Annotated in this window: 19 protein-coding genes; 7 read left to right on the top strand and 12 right to left on the bottom strand. The window is 33.3% G+C overall.

Annotation, left to right across the window (positions count from 1 at the left end; translation table 11 throughout):
* The first annotated feature begins 35 nt into the window (after positions 1–35).
* Entirely contained in the window at positions 36–488 is a 453-nt protein-coding gene (locus AC3VJB_RS13910) for a hypothetical protein (protein WP_497667258.1), read from the top strand.
* A gap of 143 nt (positions 489–631) precedes the next feature.
* Here AC3VJB_RS13910 and AC3VJB_RS13905 read toward each other — a convergent pair whose 3' ends face one another.
* Complete coding sequence (locus tag AC3VJB_RS13905; RefSeq protein WP_173359306.1) at positions 632–811, bottom strand: hypothetical protein; 180 nt, start codon at positions 809–811, stop codon at positions 632–634.
* 185 nt (positions 812–996) lie between these two features.
* Between AC3VJB_RS13905 and AC3VJB_RS13900 the strand changes: the two genes are divergently transcribed.
* From AC3VJB_RS13900 to AC3VJB_RS13885, 4 genes are all read left to right on the top strand, one after another.
* Positions 997–2,229 carry a DEAD/DEAH box helicase gene (locus AC3VJB_RS13900; protein WP_047788312.1) on the top strand — a complete coding sequence of 411 codons (1,233 nt, stop codon included), beginning with the start codon at positions 997–999 and terminating at the stop codon, positions 2,227–2,229.
* 80 nt (positions 2,230–2,309) lie between these two features.
* Positions 2,310–2,639, top strand: a complete 330-nt coding sequence (locus AC3VJB_RS13895; protein ID WP_047788311.1) for an ArsR/SmtB family transcription factor — start codon at positions 2,310–2,312, stop codon at positions 2,637–2,639.
* 50 nt (positions 2,640–2,689) lie between these two features.
* A complete protein-coding gene (locus AC3VJB_RS13890; protein ID WP_159610843.1) occupies positions 2,690–3,160 on the top strand; it encodes a DUF6428 family protein in 471 nt (156 codons plus the stop codon).
* A gap of 1 nt (position 3,161) precedes the next feature.
* Positions 3,162–3,788, top strand: a complete 627-nt coding sequence (locus tag AC3VJB_RS13885) for an arsenate-mycothiol transferase ArsC (RefSeq protein ID WP_253680983.1) — start codon at positions 3,162–3,164, stop codon at positions 3,786–3,788.
* Here the strand turns inward: AC3VJB_RS13885 and rsmG are convergent.
* Positions 3,785–4,414, bottom strand: coding sequence for a 16S rRNA (guanine(527)-N(7))-methyltransferase RsmG (gene rsmG / locus AC3VJB_RS13880; RefSeq protein WP_437823629.1), 630 nt, complete (start codon positions 4,412–4,414; stop codon positions 3,785–3,787). The two genes, AC3VJB_RS13885 and rsmG, sit on opposite strands and share 4 nt — an antisense overlap.
* 298 nt (positions 4,415–4,712) lie before the next feature.
* On the opposite strand from rsmG, the gene AC3VJB_RS13875 reads away from it, so the two are divergent.
* Both AC3VJB_RS13875 and AC3VJB_RS13870 read left to right on the top strand, forming a co-directional pair.
* Positions 4,713–5,804: a fatty acid desaturase family protein gene (locus AC3VJB_RS13875; RefSeq protein ID WP_125066569.1), complete on the top strand. Its 1,092-nt coding sequence runs from the start codon at positions 4,713–4,715 to the stop codon at positions 5,802–5,804.
* A gap of 24 nt (positions 5,805–5,828) precedes the next feature.
* Entirely contained in the window at positions 5,829–7,016 is a 1,188-nt protein-coding gene (locus tag AC3VJB_RS13870) for a pyridoxal phosphate-dependent aminotransferase (protein WP_201284718.1), read from the top strand.
* Between the two features lie 419 nt (positions 7,017–7,435).
* On the opposite strand, the gene AC3VJB_RS13865 is transcribed toward AC3VJB_RS13870, so the two are convergent.
* The 10 genes from AC3VJB_RS13865 to nrfD all read right to left on the bottom strand — a co-directional run bounded on the left by AC3VJB_RS13865 (position 7,436) and on the right by nrfD (position 19,092).
* Entirely contained in the window at positions 7,436–7,816 is a 381-nt protein-coding gene (locus AC3VJB_RS13865) for a rhodanese-like domain-containing protein (RefSeq protein ID WP_053056634.1), read from the bottom strand.
* Positions 7,817–7,821: 5 nt separating this feature from the next.
* The gene (locus AC3VJB_RS13860) at positions 7,822–9,231 is read right to left on the bottom strand and encodes an MBL fold metallo-hydrolase (RefSeq protein ID WP_047788306.1); all 1,410 of its coding nucleotides are present in this window, start codon (positions 9,229–9,231) and stop codon (positions 7,822–7,824) included.
* An 11-nt stretch (positions 9,232–9,242) separates the two neighbouring features.
* Positions 9,243–10,973: a SulP family inorganic anion transporter gene (locus tag AC3VJB_RS13855; protein WP_159509054.1), complete on the bottom strand. Its 1,731-nt coding sequence runs from the start codon at positions 10,971–10,973 to the stop codon at positions 9,243–9,245.
* Positions 10,974–10,977: 4 nt separating this feature from the next.
* Positions 10,978–12,000, bottom strand: coding sequence for a Holliday junction branch migration DNA helicase RuvB (gene ruvB / locus AC3VJB_RS13850; RefSeq protein WP_073182525.1), 1,023 nt, complete (start codon positions 11,998–12,000; stop codon positions 10,978–10,980).
* Between the two features lie 150 nt (positions 12,001–12,150).
* Complete coding sequence (locus AC3VJB_RS13845; RefSeq protein ID WP_073182524.1) at positions 12,151–13,920, bottom strand: cytochrome c oxidase subunit I; 1,770 nt, start codon at positions 13,918–13,920, stop codon at positions 12,151–12,153.
* A gap of 27 nt (positions 13,921–13,947) precedes the next feature.
* Positions 13,948–14,955 (bottom strand): cytochrome c oxidase subunit II, encoded by a 1,008-nt coding sequence (locus AC3VJB_RS13840; protein ID WP_073182523.1) that lies wholly within the window; start codon positions 14,953–14,955, stop codon positions 13,948–13,950.
* A gap of 34 nt (positions 14,956–14,989) precedes the next feature.
* On the bottom strand, positions 14,990–16,594 hold the full coding sequence (locus AC3VJB_RS13835; RefSeq protein ID WP_239178498.1) for a quinol:cytochrome C oxidoreductase: 1,605 nt from the start codon (positions 16,592–16,594) through the stop codon (positions 14,990–14,992).
* 22 nt (positions 16,595–16,616) lie between these two features.
* A complete protein-coding gene (locus tag AC3VJB_RS13830) occupies positions 16,617–17,165 on the bottom strand; it encodes a c-type cytochrome (protein ID WP_172644827.1) in 549 nt (182 codons plus the stop codon).
* Between the two features lie 9 nt (positions 17,166–17,174).
* Complete coding sequence (locus tag AC3VJB_RS13825) at positions 17,175–17,702, bottom strand: DUF3341 domain-containing protein (RefSeq protein ID WP_047788300.1); 528 nt, start codon at positions 17,700–17,702, stop codon at positions 17,175–17,177.
* Complete coding sequence (gene nrfD / locus AC3VJB_RS13820) at positions 17,692–19,092, bottom strand: NrfD/PsrC family molybdoenzyme membrane anchor subunit (protein WP_028891351.1); 1,401 nt, start codon at positions 19,090–19,092, stop codon at positions 17,692–17,694. The genes AC3VJB_RS13825 and nrfD overlap by 11 nt, the downstream gene beginning before the upstream one ends.
* Positions 19,093–19,098: the final 6 nt, after the last annotated feature.

Raw genomic sequence — 19,098 nt, 5'->3', positions numbered from 1 at the left:
TAACTTAATGTAGGTTAACTATAAACAAAAAAAAAATGAAAAAGTTAATATTTCTATTGTTTCTTACTTTAACAAGTTGCTCAATAAAAACTGAATTCTTTATTTATAACACAAGTAATGAATTCATAATAGTTGAATATGAATTTATAGAAGTAACTGAGTTTGGTGGATTTGTTTCTAACCCTGAAATAATGGAATCAAATTGGTTATCAATACTCAAAAAAACTGAAAACCCAGAATTAAATATTGATTTAAATAAAAAGATAGTTACTTGTAAATTAAGAAAAGGACAAGAAATAAAGCTAGGATGGATTGGAAATTACAACCCCAAATCTGAATATAATAGACAAGAGTTGTCTGAAAACCTCAAAAAATTAAAGATTACTCACGGCAGAAAAAAAACAAGAATAATTTCTAAAAAGGATAATGTTGCTAATTTATTTGAGCGTGTAAATTCAAAAAGATATGAAATAAAAATAAATGACTAACACTAGCAACTAACAACATTATTAATCACTTTCTAGCTACGATATAAAATAATTCACATCCCCTTTTACACTGATTAAACACAAAATGTAAAAAAAGCCCCAAATAGCATCTCAATATTATTTGGGCTTTTCAGTTTACTAGATTAACTCAACTCAATTTTCATATTCAAATACAACCATTTTGTAGGTACATCTGATGACTGTCCGTTTACCAATTTATCATAATCAATACCCCAATCTAATAAGTTTACTTGACCTTGTAATACTAGTTCGCTAGACATGCTTTCGTATGCATTTCTAATTCCAGTTGTAAAAAACTTCACTTTCGCTAAACTCCTTTAATAAACAGCATACCGTTAATTTGATACCATCAAAACTATCGCAAGCTTCCCTTAAAAGTATAAAAAGTACCTTTAACAAGGCTTTTATACTTAGTTAGCCCTCTGAAATACTATAAAATAAATTTTTCATTCTCTGTTTTAGCCTACCTTTGCAAAAAAGTATTTGAATGCAGTTTACAGACTTACAACTCAATAAATCTATCTTAAAAGCGCTTACGGAAGAAAGGCATCACAAACCAACCTTAGTACAACAAAAAGTAATTCCGTTAGTACTCAATAAAAAAGATGTGATTGTAGCTGCACAAACAGGTACTGGTAAAACTGCTGCTTTTGCGTTACCTATCATTCATGAGCTTTCTAAGGAAGATGATGTTGAAAAAAGAGCAAAAAAAATCAAAGCTTTAATTGTAAGTCCTACTCGAGAACTAGCTATTCAAATTGAAGAAAATTTTAAAGCATATAGTAAGTACACCAACTTAAGAAGTACTGTTATATACGGTGGTATGTCTACACAACCTCAAAAAGATGTGTTAGAAAAAGGGGTAGATATTTTAATCGCTACACCAGGTCGTTTTATCGACTTGCATAAACAAGGTAGTATTGATGTTCGCCAACTGAAAACTTTTGTTTTAGATGAAGCTGATTTAATGTTAGATATGGGCTTTATCGACGATGTAAGAAAGATTGAAGAATTATGTCCACGTAAAAAACAAACCTTACTATTTTCTGCAACAATGCCTGACAAAGTAAGTGACTTGGCTCAATCAATGTTATACAAGCCAGAGAAGATAGACATTTCACCTGCAGAAACCACTTCAACAAATATTGGTCAGTTACTATACTACACCCCTAAAAAGCATAAGGTCGATTTGTGTTTGCACTTATTACGCAATACCATAAAAGGTCGTATTATTATATTTCGTCGTACCAAATTTGGGGTTGACAAATTGGAGAAAACTCTTCAAAAAAACGGATACAAAGCTACCAGTGTACATGGTGATAAGTCACAAAACTTACGAAACCAAGCTATTGAGGATTTCAAAAACAACAAAGCCAACATTTTAATTGCTACCGATGTTGCTGCTCGTGGAATTGACGTTAGTAAAGTAGATGCGGTTATTAATGTTGACTTACCTAACATTCCTGAAACCTACGTACACCGAATTGGTAGAACTGGTAGAGCAGGTAAATCTGGAATCGCCTTTTCGCTATGTAGTGCCGATGAAACTTCGTACATTAAAGCTATTCAAAAGTTTATGGATAGAACTATAAAAATTATAGAAGACCATCCATTCCCTCTAGCTAAACCAAAGAAGAAAAAACAACCCAATACCATTAGCAAACATAAAAAAGGAAGAAAATCAGAAGCTTCTAAAAAGAAGAAAAAACGCTGGTATTAAACTTTTTATAAAAAATTTAACTTTTAAAGTTTTGTAAAAACCATTACTTAATCGTAATATTGCAATTAAATATTTAATAAATGGGATTAACTAAATCTGAAATTTTTTCTGAAGAGCAAAACCAATTGGCCTCTATTGCGAAAGTATTAGGACACCCTGCTCGTATTGCCATTTTACAACATTTATTCAAACTAAATTCTTGTGTTTGTGGTGATTTAGTAAATGAAATAGGTTTAGCGCAACCTACTATTTCGCAACATTTAAAAGAATTAAAAAAAATAGGAATTATTAAAGGAACTATTGAAGGCACAAGTGTTTGTTATTGCATAAATCCAGCTAAATGGCAAGAGACAAAAACTTTATTATCTTCTTTTTTAAATCTTGACATAAAAGACATGTCGTGCTGCTAAAAAAATTTAAACTTATTAATCGTAATATTGCAATATAAAAATATATTAAAATGAATTTATCTGAAATAAAAAAACATCTAGAAAACTTAAAAACTATTGCTTTTCAACTTCCTGATGGTAGTTTGGTCCCTAACCATTTTCATGTAACGGAAGTTGGTAGAGTTACTAAAAACTTTATCGATTGTGGTGGAGTGGTAAGAAATGAAGAAGTGGTTAACTTTCAGCTTTGGAACGCTAATGATTATGATCATCGATTACACCCTGAGAAACTAATATCTATTATAGAATTATCTGAAAAGACATTAAACATTTCACCTAACTTAGAGATTGAAGTGGAATATCAAGGAAGTACGATTGGTAAATACGGACTAGATTTTGACGGAACCTACTTTTTACTAACAACAAAACAAACAGATTGTTTGGCGAAAGATAACTGCGGAATTCCACAAGAAAAACCAAGAGTAAAGCTATCTGACTTACAAAAACATACTACTTGTGAACCTAACTCTGGATGCTGCTAATATGAAAACACAAACCTCAACACTATTTACTGAAATACAACAAACTCTTTCAAGTTTACCAACTGTTTCGGAAGAGCGAAAACAAGTTTTACAACCGCTTATAAGTTACATTCAAGAAAAACTGGATAATAAAGGACTTATAAACCTGAATTTTATTTGTACTCATAATTCAAGAAGAAGTCATTTGTCGCAAGTATGGGCACAAACGATGACTTTTTATTATCAAATACCAAATGTAAACGCATACTCTGGCGGTACAGAAGATACAGAGATGAACGAAATAGTAGTAAGCACTTTGGTTGATAACGGATTTCAAATTCAACAATTATCTGATGGAACAAATCCTATATACGCGGTAAAATATGCTGATAACGCATCACCTATTATAGGTTTTTCTAAAAAGTATGATAATGACTTTAATCCAAGCTCAGCTTTTTGCGCTATCATGACTTGTTCACAAGCCGATGAAGGTTGTCCATTCATTGCTGGTGCTGATAAAAGAGTACCTGTTACTTATGAAGACCCTAAACTATATGATGGTACACCTTTAGAAAAAGAGAAATACTTAGAGCGTAGCCTACAAATTGCTGCTGAAATGCACTATGTTTTTTCTTCTGTAAAAGCTTAACCTTTATATTTCATAGGTAAATGCACCACTTTTTTAGTTTCGAAGAAATCTTCTTCAAAAAAGTCTGGTAAATCATAAATGGTGGCTTTAGGAAAGTTCGCAAGTTCTTCCGTAAGGTCACCACCTTTTAAATATAAAATTCCGTTTTTAAGTGCATGATTTTGTTTTTTATGCACTTTATTTTTCACCCAACGGTGAAATGTTTCCATTTGCGCTACTGCTCTACTTACTATAAAATCGTACGTATCATCAACTTCTTCAACACGCCCATGAGTTGTTTTCACATTCTGTAAACCTAAACCTTCAGCAACTTCATTTACTACTTTAATTTTCTTTCCGATAGAATCTACCAAATGAAATTGGGTTTCAGGAAATAAAATGGCTAACGGAATTCCTGGAAAACCTCCTCCTGTACCTACATCCATCACTTTGGCTCCAGCTTTAAACTCCATCACCTTTGCAATTCCTAGTGAATGCAATACGTGACGCAAATACAATTCATCAATATCTTTACGAGAAACTACATTAATTTTTAAGTTCCAGTCTTCATACAATTCTTGCAACTTAGAAAATTGTGCTAATTGTGTTTCCGATAAATTGTCAAAGTATTTTTTTACAAGTTTCAAACCAATGTGTATTTAAATTAAGTACTTACTTTTTTAGGTAACCTATTAAGACATATTAATCAGTACAAAATGCTACCTACTATAAAATTTCTTCTCTTTTGGTATTACAACAGACTCTGTCTATTCAATAATTCCTCTATAGGAGGATTCCATGAAGTGATTTTTTCCGTTGCAAAAATAAAAAACTAATTGGTATTGTTAATTTTTCTGCAAAAGATATTAATCTAGTTAAAAAGTTAAGCTTTAGCAATAACCGTGAACCAAAAACGTTTATTTTTGCGGTACAAACAAACAATAAATGAAGACAGTAAACTTCTCAAGAATAGACAAAGCCAAGTTTTTTAGAACTCTGAATAAAAGAGTTAACACTTACTTTAAAGAAAACAACATTAAGCGTACAGGTAACTGGAAACTATATTCAAAAGCTATCATTATGTTAGCTACTTTTATCGTTCCATTCATATTAATTTTAACTGTTGATATGTCGCAATGGATAAAATTAGCTCTTGCTATTGTAATGGGTATTGGAATGGCTGGAGTAGGAATGAATGTGATGCACGATGCCAATCACGAATCTTTTTCTAGTAAAAAATGGGTAAATAAGCTTTTTGGAAGCAGTATTTATATTTTAGCAGGTAACGTGTATAACTGGAAAGTACAACACAATGTATTACACCATACTTATACTAACATTCAAGATCATGATGAAGATATGGATGCTGGTAGAATTATCCGTTTTTCAAAACACACACAATGGTTATGGATTCATAAATTCCAAAAATATTATTCAATCTTTTTATACGGATTGTTAACGATTAACTGGGCAATCACTACTGATTTTAAACAAATGCACAGTTACTTAAAGCGAAAGTTATCGTATGGAGAATTTCCAAATCCAGCTAAAGAATGGACAAAACTAGTAGTTTCGAAAGTTATTTATTATTCACTTTGGATTGTATTACCAATTGCAGTAATGAATGTTGCTTGGTGGAAAGTATTAATCGGATTTTTTGTAATGCACTATACTGCAGGAATCATTTTAAGCGTGGTTTTCCAATTAGCACACATTGTTCCTAAAACAGAAACCCCTTTACCAGATGAAGATGGTAATATGAAAAACACTTGGGCCATCCACCAATTATATACTACAGCAAATTTTGCTCCTAAAAATTGGTTTATCAACTTTTACACAGGTGGATTAAATCACCAAGTAGAACACCACATTTTCCCAAATATTTCTCATATTCACTATAATAAGTTAGCTCAAATTGTAAAAGAAACTGCTAAGGAATTTAACCTTCCTTATAATGAGTATAAAACTACACGTAAAGCAGTTATTGAGCATTTTAGACACTTAGCTGAATTAGGAAAAAAACCGCAATTAGCATAAATCAACATACAACATAACAACACAATGTCAAACGCATTATCAAACAGAATTCAAAGTTTACCAGTATCGCAAACTTTAGCAATGGCTGCTAAAGCGAGAGAATTAAAAGCTGAAGGTAAAGACATCATTAGTTTAAGTTTAGGAGAACCAGATTTTAACACTCCTGATTTTATTAAAGATGCTGCTATTGAAGCCATTAATCAAGACTACAACTCATACACTCCAGTTGATGGATATGTAGAGTTAAAAGAAGCTATTTGCGAGAAGTTTAAACGTGATAATAACTTAACATATGCTCCAAACCAAGTAGTTGTTTCTACAGGAGCAAAACAATCTATTGCCAACGTAGCTCAGGTATTATTAAACCCTGGTGATGAAGTATTATTACCAGCTCCATATTGGGTAAGTTATTCTGCAATTGCAACTTTGTGTGAGGCTAAGTTTACCGAAATTCCTTCTTCTATTGAAAACGATTTCAAAATCACTCCAGAACAATTAGAAGCCGCTATTTCACCAAAAACAAAAATGATTTTCTTTAACTCGCCAAACAACCCAAGTGGAACAATTTATAGCGAGGAAGAATACAGAGCATTGGCTAAAGTATTAGAAAAGCATCCGGATATTTATATTTTATCTGACGAAATATATGAGCACATTAACTACGGAACAAAACCATTTAGTTTTGCTGCTATTGAAAGTATGTACGATCGTACCATTACCGTGAACGGTTTAGCGAAAGCTTTTGCAATGACAGGATGGAGAATCGGTTATATTGGTGCTCCTGAATGGATTGCTAAGGCATGTACAAAAATGCAAGGTCAAATTACCTCAGGAACCAACTGTATTGCACAACGTGCTGCAATTACAGCTGTAAAAGCATCGCCAGAAAAAGTACAGTACATGGTAGATGAGTTTAAAAATCGTAGAGATTTAGTGTTACAGTTATTAGGAGAAATTGATGGATTTAAATTAAACGTACCTGAAGGTGCTTTTTACGTATTTCCAGACATTTCTTATTTCTTCGGAAAAACTATCCAAGGAAAAGAAATTAAAAATGCAAATGATTTTTCTATGCTATTATTAGAAAAAGCAAATGTAGCTACTGTAACTGGTGAAGCTTTTGGTGCACCAAACTGTGTTCGTTTATCATATGCTGCTTCTGAATTACAATTACGTGAAGCAATTAAAAGAATAAAAGAAGTTTTAAGCTAATTAATTTAAACAATTGTACCGTCCTAAAAAACGTTACAGCTTTCATTAGGGCTAGAGTTATAAAAATCTCTCAATAAACAGTTGTTTGTTGAGAGATTTTCTTTTTATAAGTTTTTAATTTTACCTTGTTTATGCATTTGATCTGACACATAGCTTTGGCTTTCCTATAATCAAAGCTATCTTATTTTTCAAGCCAGTTCACAAATGGTTTTTCTACACTGAATACCATAAGCCTGAAATATTGATAAACAGTCCTACTCTACTTCTTGTACAGTACTAAAGTTAAAACTTACTGGTTACTCTTTTTGAGTATGTTTTTTATACTTATTATTCATTACACTTGTTCTTAATACAACGCTATTTCAGGACGAAGCGCCTTTAAGATAAATAAATCCCGAGTAGTATACTCGGGATTTTCTTTATTCTTTATTTTTCTCTGTCCATTCTAGATAACCTCCTAAAACATTGTATACTTTAAAACCTTTTTGAGCAAGTAACTCACTTGCTTTTAAACTTCTTCCGCCTGAACGGCAATAAAGGTATACCGGTTTTGTTTTATCTAATTTCTCCAGAGCTTTTCCTTCAAAATCATTACCTGTAACATCTATTTTAATTGGGTTTTCAATAACTCCTCTTGACCACTCTTCTGGGGTTCTAACGTCTAATAACTGTGCATTATTTTCATTCTGTAAAACTACTTGTAAGTTATCTATAGTAATGTTATTTACCTCAGTTTTTTGTGGTTTACACGACAATATCACTGTTAAAAATAAACCTACTAAAAAAACGCCTTTGTTCATATTGCTTATTTTAAAGTTGATGGACATACCGTTGCTGTCCTTGGAATATCAGTTTCTTTAATAGCCTTATACCCTCCAGCAACATCAATGATGTTATGAAATCCTCTGGCTTTTAAAATAGACGCTGCAATTACTGAACGGTATCCTCCAGCACAATGTACATAAAAGTCTTCTTTTGTTGGAAACTCTTCAACATGCTCGTTTAAGAAATCTAACGGTGTACTTGGTACATCTACAATATGTTCATTTGCATATTCTCCTGGTTTTCTAACATCAAAAACAGGTGCTTCTTTTGTTATTGCTTCTGCTAAAATAGTTGCAGAAACAGAACGTAACGTATCTACTTCTTTTCCTGCTTCTTTCCAAGCTGCAAAGCTTCCATCTAAATATCCTAACACATTATCAAAACCAACACGAGATAAACGTGTAATCGTAGTTTCTTCTTCTCCTTTAGGAGTAACTAATAAAATTGGTTGAGTAACATCTTTAATCAATGCTCCTACCCATGGAGCAAATGTTCCTCCTAAACCAATAAAAATTGATTGAGGAATAAATCCTTTAATAAATTCTGATTGATGACGTACATCTAAAATCAACGCATCTGTTTCGTTTGCTATTTTTTCAAAATCTATTACTGATAAAGCTCTTGCTCCATTTTTGATAACTTCATCGATAGATTGGTATCCTTCCTTATTCATTTTTACATTTAAAGGAAAATATTCAGGTGGAGGTAGTAACCCGTCTGTTACTTCTTTTACAAACTCCTCTTTGGTCATGTCTGCACGCAATGCGTAATTGGTTTTCTTTTGATCGCCAATTGTGCCTACTGTTTCTTTGCTTAAGTTTTTACCACAAGCCGATCCTGCTCCGTGTGCCGGATATACAATTACTTCATCTTCCAATGTCATAATTTTTGTACGTAAACTATCGTACAATAATCCTGCTAATTCATCTTGCGTTAAGTTTGCTGCTTTTTGTGCTAAATCTGGACGTCCAACATCACCTAAAAACAAAGTATCTCCACTGAAAACTGCATGATTTTTTCCGTCTTTATCTTTTAACAAATAAGAAGTACTTTCCATTGTATGTCCTGGAGTATGTAATACAGTAATTGTAATTTCTCCTAATCTAAATACTTCTCCATCTGTTGCTATATGAGCTTCATAATTTGTTTTTGCTGTTGGTCCGTATACAATTGTTGCTCCTGTTTTTTCAGCTAGTGTAACATGACCACTTACAAAATCTGCATGGAAGTGAGTTTCGAAAATATATTTGATTTTAGCGCCATCTTTTTCAGCTCTGTTTATGTAAGGATCAACTTCACGTAATGGATCTATAATTGCTACTTCTCCATTACTTTCAATATAATAGGCTCCTTGTGCTAAACAACCTGTATAAATTTGCTCTATTTTCATGATATTATATATTATTTATACGCTTGGTGTATATACTGTGCGTATTTTTTCTGATTTTGATTATCTCCTGTTTTATAAAAATTTACGGCACCATTGGCACGCATAAAAAAGTGGTCTAAACTCACAACGTCTAATAAGCCTCCTCTAAAAAAGGCATCTCTTACAGGTCCTTTTACTCCTGCAAAGTAAAATTGAATGTTATGCTTGTTAAAATAAATAATACGTTCTTTTAACATATCAATTCCTGTACTATCAACTCTGTTTATGCTTTCAGCATCTAAAACAATCAACTTTAATGCTTTTCCTTTTTCTGATGCCATTTCATCTAACTTATCTCTAAAGTAATTTGAATTAGCATAAAAAAGTTGTGCATCAAAGCGAAATACTAAAATTTCATCATCTAGAATGACTTCCTTAAACCTGCTTTTATTACGATAGAAATCTGAATTTGGTACTTTTCCTAACTCTGCTACGTACGGTCTTGAAGTTCTAAAAATTAAAACAATTAATGATAAAACTACCCCGATTAAAATTCCATATTCAATTCCGAAGAAAATAGTAGCTAAGAAAGTAGCTAAGAGTAGCCAGAAATCTAAATTATTTGCTTTCCATAGCCTTCTTGCTTCTTTTAAATTTATTAAGTTAAAAACTGCAACTATAATAATTGCTGATAAAATAGTTTTTGGCAAGTGATAAAAAACTGGGGTTAAAAAAAGTAAGGTAAACACTACCAAAATTGCGGAAACTATTGCGGAAACTCCTGTAGTTCCTCCCGATTCTGCATTAATTGCCGAACGAGAAAAACTTGATGCTGACGGATATGATTGAAATAATGACCCAACCATATTACTTAAACCCAAAGCTACTAATTCTTGATTGGGTCTTACTCTATACTCATCTTGCTTAGCTTCCAAGGTTTTTCCGATAGAAATAGTTTCTAAATATCCTACCATAACCAAAGTTGCCGCTATCGGCATTAATTCACGTATTAAAGCTACATCAATTACTGGCATTGAAAATTTAGGTAAGCCTGATGGAATATCTTTTACAATGGCTACATCTGAAAATTCTGTTCCAAAAAAACGGATACTTATTATACCCAATATAACAACGATTAATGCATTGGGTATTTTTCTATTAATTCTTCTAAAAATTATAATAATAGCACATGCTATTAAACCTATTATTGTTGTATTTGTTTTAAAATATTTAAGTCTGAAGAGAATATCTTCTAATAATACATGGATTTGATCACTTTGTACAAAATCTACTCCGAATAAATTCCTAAATTGATTCAATCCAATAATTAAAGCTACTGCAGAGGTAAACCCAGTTATTACAGGTCTTGATAAAAAGTTAACAATAAATCCTAAACGGAAAATTCCCATTAAAAACTGAATAGTCCCTACTACTAGCGCGAGTAATATTGCTATAGCTATATAACTTTCAGAACCTGTTAATGCTAAGGTAGATACTCCTGTTGCTACAATCAATGAGTCCATTGCTACAGGACCAATTGCTACTTGACGTGACGTACCAAAAATAGCATATAGTAATTGAGGCACTAACGCAGCATACAACCCATAAATTGGTGGTAAACCTGCAATAAGTGCATACGCTATACCTTGTGGAATTAGCACAATAGCAACGGTTATACCTGCAACTACATCACCTTTTAACTGTGACTTTTTATAGTTGGGTAACCATTCTAGTATCGGTATAAGTTTTTTTAGTAATTCCATTTATTTAAAAGAGCTCTCCTTGACTAGTTCCTTTAATTCTTCCTAAATGTTTATATGCCAAATCAGTTACTTCTCTTCCTCTTGGCGTACGCATAATAAACCCTTGCTGAATTAAAAAAGGTTCATAAACTTCTTCTATTGTTTCTGAATTTTCTGCTACAGCAGTAGCTAACGTAGTAATTCCTACTGGGCCACCCTTAAACTTATCGATAATGGTGGATAAAATTTTATTATCCATTTCATCCAAACCATGTGCATCTACATTTAAAGCTTTTAAAGCATATTTGGCTATTTCTATGGTAATTGTACCATTTCCTTTAATTTGAGCAAAATCACGCACTCTACGTAGTAATGCATTAGCAATACGAGGAGTCCCTCTACTTCTTCCTGCAATTTCAATTGCGGCTTCCATAGAAATAGGCACTTTTAAAATAAATGCACTTCGTTGTATGATGGTTGTTAATAATTCTGTTGAGTAATAATGTAATCGGCTACTGATACCAAAACGAGCTCGCATAGGCGCTGTGAGCAATCCTGAACGAGTAGTTGCTCCTACTAAAGTAAATGGCTCTAAGTTAATTTGAACTGTACGTGCATTTGGACCAGATTCAATCATGATATCGATTTTATAATCTTCCATTGCTGAATACAGGTATTCTTCAACTATTGGACTTAATCGATGTATTTCATCTATAAATAAAACATCTCGTTCATCTAAATTGGTTAGTAAACCCGCTAAATCTCCAGGTTTATCTAGTACAGGCCCTGAAGTTACTTTTATTCCAACTCCTAATTCATTAGCTAAAATATGAGCCAATGTTGTTTTTCCTAATCCTGGAGGGCCGTGAAATAAGGCATGATCTAACGCTTCATCTCGTTGATTCGCTGCCTCTACAAAAACCTTTAAATTATCTATTGCCTGATCTTGGCCAGTAAAATCATCAAATGAAAGCGGACGCAGTTTTTTTTCTACATCTAATTCTTCATTTGAATAATTTGTGTTTTCAGGGTTTAAGTTTTCATTCATATTGTTGCAAATATACTTGAAATAAAATGTTCACATTGTAATATAAGTTACTTAACTAATATTTTATGCTAAAAAATTATTACAAGATCTACTAATACTTATAGAAAACAAAAGCCTCCCAGTTTTGGGAGGCTTTATAATTTATCTTTTTTAAGAAGGCTCTTCGCCATCTAATAGTGGTACGTTTTGTGGTACAAAGTCTTTTCCGTGTACATACTCACCATTTTCATCTGTTTTACTGTAATCGTAAGCCCATCTGTGAACTTCAGGAATTGCTCCTGGCCAGTTTCCATGAATATGTTCAACTGGAGTAGTCCACTCAAGTGTATTTGCATTCCAAGGGTTTTGTGTTGCTTTTTGACCTCTATACATAGAAATAAAGAAGTTTGCTATGAAGATTAACTGTGCTAAACCTCCAAGAATAGCCATGATAGTCATAAACACGTTTATATCTGCCAAATCATCAAACATTGGAAAGTTTGTGTTTGTATAATAACGACGTGGTAAACCAGCTAACCCTATAAAGTGCATTGGGAAAAATACTCCGTAAGCACTGATTATTGTTAACCAGAAGTGCCAGTATCCTAATGTTTTGTTCATCATTCTACCATACATCTTAGGGAACCAGTGATAAACACCAGCAAACATCCCTAATAAAGCAGATACACCCATTACCAAGTGGAAGTGTGCCACTACAAAATATGTATCGTGAACGTTAATATCTAAAGCAGAATCTCCCAATACTAATCCTGTTAATCCTCCTGTTACAAACGTAGAAACTAATCCGATTGAGAACATCATTGCAGGATTTAACTGTAGGTTACCTTTCCATAGTGTAGTAACATAGTTAAATGCTTTTACTGCTGATGGAATTGCAATTAATACTGTTGTAAATGTAAATACAGAACCTAAGAATGGATTCATTCCAGAAACGAACATGTGGTGACCCCATACAATCGTAGATAAGAATGCAATTGCCATAATAGAACCAACCATTGCACGGTAACCAAAAATTGGTTTACGTGCGTTTGTTGAAATTACTTCTGAACTAATACCTAATGCTGGTAATAAGATAATATATACCTCTGGGTGACCTAAGAACCAGAATAAGTGTTCGAATAATACTGGTGACCCTCCTTGGTAATGTAATACTTCTCCAGAAATAAAGATGTCTGATAAGTAGAATGAAGTACCGAAGCTTCTATCAAAGATTAATAATAAGGCTGCTGATAATAATACCGGGAATGAAATTACACCAATAATCGCTGTAATAAAGAATGCCCACATTGTTAATGGCAATCTTGTCATTTTCAATCCTTTTGTACGTAAGTTTAAAACTGTTACGATATAGTTTAATGATCCGATTAGCGATGATGCAATGAAAATTGCCATAGACACTAACCATAACGTCATTCCTGTACCTGAACCTGGGATTGCTTGTGGTAATGCAGATAATGGAGGATAAATTGTCCATCCTGCTGATGCTGGTCCTGCTTCTACGAATAATGAAATAATCATTATTACTGATGATAAGAAAAACAACCAATAAGATACCATATTTAAGAATCCAGAAGCCATATCACGAGCTCCAATTTGTAACGGAATTAATAGGTTGGAGAATGTACCACTTAAACCTGCCGTTAGGACAAAGAATACCATGATTGTACCATGAATCGTAACTAACGCTAAGTACATATCTGGGTTCATAATTCCATCTGTTTGATGGTTTCCTAAGAATGCTTCAACAATTGAAAACGATGTATCTGGCCATGCAATTTGTAAACGAAATAACATAGACATGAAACCTCCTATGATACCCATAAATATACCTGTAACAAGGAATTGTTTCGAGATCATTTTATGATCTTGACTAAAGATGTATTTAGTTACAAATGTTTCTTTGTGATGATGATCTGACATAATCTATATATACTTTAAAAAAATATCTTATTTAATAACTTGAGCTAATGTTTTTTGTTCTGATAACCACTTGTTGTACTCTTCTTCTTCAACAACAGTAATTTTCATTTGCATATTGTAGTGAGATGCTCCACAAATTTTGTTACACAATAGTAAGTAATCAAACTCATATGGGTCTTCTCCTTTAGCTCTTCTAATTTTGTTAATTCCTTCTGTTTTTGCAATTACCTCAGAATTTTGACGCATTTCTGCTGTGGTATACTTTGGCGTAAATGCGAATTGAGTAACCATACCTGGAACACAGTTCATTTGTGCTCTAAAGTGTGGCATATAAGCAGAGTGCAATACATCTTGCGAACGGAACTTGAATAATACTTTCTTCCCTTTAGGTAAGTATAATTCTGTTACTTGCTTATCATCTTGTGCACTTGGGTCTGACATATCGACCCCCATAGTGTTAATCCCTTTGATAAAGTTTACATTACCTAAACCTAATTGGTTGTCTTCACCTGCATAACGTGCATCCCAGCGGAATTGTTGAGAATATACTTCAATTACAATAGGGTTTTCATCGTCTCCAACATACATAATGTTATTCCAAGCCCATAAACCATATCCAATTAATAACACAATTGTTACTGCAGGAATAGTTGTCCAAATTAATTCTAACTTATGACTATCTGCATAAAATAATGCCTTATTGTTTTTATTTCCTCTGTACTTGTAAGTAAAGAAGAAAATTAAAAACTGCATTCCAAACTGAACTATTCCAATTAACCAAAAAGTGATATTAAAAAGGTTGTCATCATGCTCTCCTTCAAAAGAAGCAGCTTCTGGTAACATAATTACATTCATGGCAATTAAGCAGTAAATCATCATTGCATAAAGGAATGCTAGGAAAGCTAATGAATATTTAGCTTGTTTTTCGTTGTCTTCATCTGTAGCAATTACAGAACGGAAATTCATTATACGAGTAATTTGCCAAAAACTTACTCCGATTGCAACTGCTATGAAAATATAAAATAAAGCGAGCATATTATCTAAACTATTTGTTTATTAATTCTTTTTATTAATGATGATTACTATCTTCTCCTGTGTGTTCGATGTTGTAGTAATGATAGGTTTCACTTTCGTGTAAATAAGGATTACCTTTTGGCACTGGATTAGCTTTTGCAAACGCATTAAACGTAGCAAAAATAAACAATCCTGTGAAGAATAGTACCCCACTTATCTCTCCAATTCCAAATGCCCATTGACCACCTACTGTTCCTGGCATAACCATTACAAATAAGTCAATATAATGACCTGCTAAGATTACAACTCCTCCTAAAATTACAAACCAAGGTCTACTCTTAAAATCACTGTTGATTAATAATAATACTGGGAAAATAAAGTTCATTACAACCATTGCTAAAAATGGCACTTTATATTCGTTAAAACGTAATAGGAAATAAGTTGTTTCTTCTGGCATATCTGCATACCAAATTAACATAAACTGTGCGAACCATAAATATGTCCAGAATACTGAGAAACCAAACATAAATTTAGCTAAGTCGTGAATATGACTATCATTTACCAATGGCAATACTCCTTTTGAACGTAAGTAAATAGTTACCATTGCTATGACTGTTAAAGCAGACACTAAGAAAGTAGCTAATACATACCATCCAAACAATGTTGAGAACCAGTGCGGATCTATTGCCATAATCCAGTCCCAAGAAGCCATACTTTCAGTAATCATGAAGAATATAAGAAATATAACTGTTGCATTATAATTTTTCTTATGCTGCTTTAAATCTCCGTTATCTTGAGCTAACGACCATTTTCTTATTAGAAAACGATAAACATTCCAACCTGCTAAGTAAACAATACTTCTTATTAACCAACCAGGGGTATTTAACCACCATTTTTTTCCATCTACTATAGCATCATAATTTGGACTCGTTGGGTCAGTTACTCCTTCTCCCATCCAAGTAAACAGGTGATTCATATGCATTGCTGTAAGTATTAAGAATACTAACATTATTAAACTCACATAATGTAAATTTGATGAAATAGCTTCCATTACTCTGTGCAATACTACAGACCATCCTGCTTGTGCAACAATTTGTGAACCATAAAAAGCAAGCACTAACAATGTAATACCTAAAGAGAATAATAAAGCAACATACAAAGCAGACCAAGGTCTATTTTGCATTTGGTGTAAAGCGTGTTCTGCATGAGCATCTCCGTGATCTTCGCCATGAGCAGCTACTTCAGTATGTGCTTCAGTTGTTTCATTCGCTTCATCAATTGCAGTTTCTTTATGATCATCTTCAGCTACATGTACTGCCGAACTATCTTTTGCTTGTGTATTTTCAATAGCTTCTTCCGAATGATTTTGTTCACCGTTGTGTGCTACTTCTTCAGTGTGTGTAGCAGTACTATCTGCAACATGCTCTTCAGTTGTTGTATCTTCTTCGTGATTTTCAACTTTAGCTTCTTCTTTATGCTCTACATCAGCATGATCTGCTTTCGCTTCATGACCTCCATGATGTGCATCTTGTTTTGCTAAAATTTCTTTTGCTTCTTCTAATGTTTTAGGCGCTGAAAAGAAACTATAACCTGTTCCTAAAAGTCCTACAGCCATTAAAACAATAGCTAGCATTTTTAATTTTCCTGAAAACTGGTACATATCTTAACTATCTATTATAGACTTATTTTAATTCGCTTCTTAATTTTTCTACGTATTGTACAACTTGCCAACGCTCATTGTATCTTAACTGTGATGCATGAGATCCCATTAAGTTCTTACCATACATAATTACATGATAAATATTCCCTGGGGTTAACTCTCTGTCTGCGTAATTTGGGATACCATTGAATTTATCTCTTTGCGATAACACTCCGTTACCATCCCCTTTTGTTCCGTGACAAGAAGCACAGTATATGTCATATAACTCTTTACCTTTTTCTAAGTTAGCCTCAGTAGTTGGTAATGGGTTTTTTAATTCAGCTTTTGCTTTTTCATATCCTTCATTAGTGTCAGGAATATCATAAGCTACAACTCCGTTTCTGCTTACAGTACCTGCTACTGGTAATTTATTTACCTCTTCATTATTAATACCTTCGGCTCCATTTGCATCGTAGGGTACAGATACATACATATCTGGCATGAACTGAACTTGTGGTTTTCGTTTATCGTTACAAGAACTTAAGCTTGTTGCTGCTACAGCTAAAGCGATAATTATTTTTAAATTCTTCATATCTCTTTATTAGTGCGTTTCTACTACGTTAATTTCTACAGCTCCAGTTTTCTCTAATAATGACACCAACTCTTCTTCACTCCCTTTAACAGGAATCTCCATTAAAAAGTGATCATCTGTAGTTCTTGGGTCAGGGTTTTCAGCTTCTTTAAATGGCCATATCTTACTTCTCATATAAAAAGTAATTACCATTAAGTGTGCTGCAAAAAACACTGTTAATTCAAATAATATTGGAACAAAAGCTGGCATATTGGTAGCCCATGAAAAGTTTGGTTTTCCCCCAATATCTTGAGGCCAATCAGCAATCATAGTATACCATGTTAACCAAACTGCTACTGATAAGCCTGTAATACCATATAAAAAAGCGGTAATTGCTAAACGTGTTGGTGCTAATCCCATTGCTTTGTCTAATCCATGAACTGGAAAAGGACAAAATACTTCTTCAATATGATGATTTTCTGCTTTTACTTTCTTAACGGCATCCATTAAGATATCATCATCATTATATAATGCGTGAATTACTTTATTAGTGCTCATTGTTCTCTTCTCTTGATTTTTTAAAATTCTCACCTGATGATTTCAAAATAGTCTTAATCTCTGCTGTAGGGATTACTGGGAAAGTTCTTGCATATAATAAGAATAATACAAAGAAGAATCCGATAGTTCCTATAAAGATACCTACGTCTACGAACGTTGGTTCAAAACGCCACCATGTAGATGGTAACTGTCCTTTACTTAATACAATTGCAATAATATCAAAACGCTCAAACCACATACCGATGTTAATTACTATCGAGATAATAAAAGACCAAATAAAACTTCTTCTAATCTTTTTGATCCATAATAACTGTGGTGTGAAAATGTTACAAATTAATAACGACCAAAATGCCCATCCGTAAGCTCCTGCTTCTGCTCCAAATGATAAGTATGTGTAGTTTTCGTAAGGAGAACCTGTATACCATGCAATAAAGAACTCTGTTGCATAAGCTACTGCTACGATACCTCCTGTTAAAATGATTACGATGTTCATATACTCTACGTGTAAACGTGTAATATATGCTTCCATATTTGTAACCTTGCGCATAATACCTAATAAGGTTTGTACCATTGCAAACCCAGAGAAGATCGCCCCTGCTACGAAATAAGGAGGGAAAATTGTTGAGTGCCATCCTGGGTTAATAGAAGTTGCGAAGTCCATCGATACGATTGTATGTACAGAAAGTACTAATGGAGTTGCTAAACCTGCTAATACTAACGACACTTCTTCAAAACGTTGCCAGTCTTTTGCTCTACCTGACCACCCGAAAGATAATAATGCATAAATTTTCTTTTGGAAAGGTTTTACAGCTCTATCACGAATCGTTGCAAAATCAGGTAATAAACCAGTCCACCAGAAAACTAATGATACCGATAAATATGTAGAAATTGCGAATACATCCCATAATAATGGCGAGTTAAAGTTAACCCATAATGATCCGAATTGGTTTGGAATTGGTAATACCCAGTATCCGTTCCATGGACGTCCCATGTGAATAATTGGGAATAATCCTGCTTGGAATACCGCAAAGATTGTCATCGCTTCTGCAGAACGGTTAATTGCCATTCTCCATTTTTGACGGAATAATAAAAGTACTGCAGAAATAAGTGTTCCTGCGTGACCAATACCTACCCACCATACGAAGTTGGTAATATCCCATGCCCAACCGATGTTTTTACTTAATCCCCATACACCAATACCTGTTCCTACGGTGTAAAAGATACATCCAAATCCCCATAACATTGCTGCTAAAGAGATATAGAATGCTATATACCAATTTTTGTTTGCTTTCCCTTCAATAGGTCTAGCAATATCTTCAGTAATATCATGGTAACTCTTGTCACCAAGTATTAAAGGTTCTCTATAAGATGATTCGTAATGAGACGACATAAATCT

The sequence above is a fragment of the Tenacibaculum sp. TB-53 genome (assembly GCF_059716285.2).
This window is presented reverse-complemented; position numbering and strand designations above follow the sequence as displayed.